The sequence below is a fragment of the Halomonas sp. ND22Bw genome, from assembly GCF_003011945.1.
In the GTDB taxonomy this organism is placed as follows: domain Bacteria; phylum Pseudomonadota; class Gammaproteobacteria; order Pseudomonadales; family Halomonadaceae; genus Halomonas; species Halomonas halophila.
The window spans coordinates 1-337 of the sequence record NZ_PXWD01000436.1 but is presented as its reverse complement, the minus strand read 5'-3'; the positions used below and the strand labels follow the sequence as shown (position 1 = coordinate 337).

The following is a 337-nucleotide window of genomic DNA, read 5'->3' as shown; positions in this document are numbered from 1 at the left end:
GGCCTCGCCTAGCCGTGACGCGCGAAGACGCGCGTACCGCCGCCCTTGAGGATCAGCAGGGTCTCATAGGGCTCACGTTGGCCGTCTGGCGTCTCCATGCCGGGAGACCCCAGCGGCATCGCCGGCACTGCGAGGCCCACGGCCTCGGGACGTTCGGCCAGAAGCTTGCGGACATCCTCGGCCGGCACATGGCCCTCGAGGACATAGCCGCCGATCATGGCCGTGTGGCAGGAGGCGAGCGCCTCGGGCACGCCTTGGGTGCTGCGTATAGAGCGAAGGCTCGGGAGTTCGTTGACCCGCGCCTTGAAGCCGGCGGCGCGCATGTGATCCACCCAGG

Annotated in this window: 1 protein-coding gene; it reads right to left on the bottom strand. The window is 69.4% G+C overall.

Annotated elements, in window-relative coordinates; translation table 11 throughout:
* Positions 1-8 precede the first annotated feature (8 nt).
* A partial coding sequence (locus CVH10_RS18810) for a DUF411 domain-containing protein (protein WP_106489380.1) occupies positions 9-337 on the bottom strand: 329 nt, incomplete at its 5' end.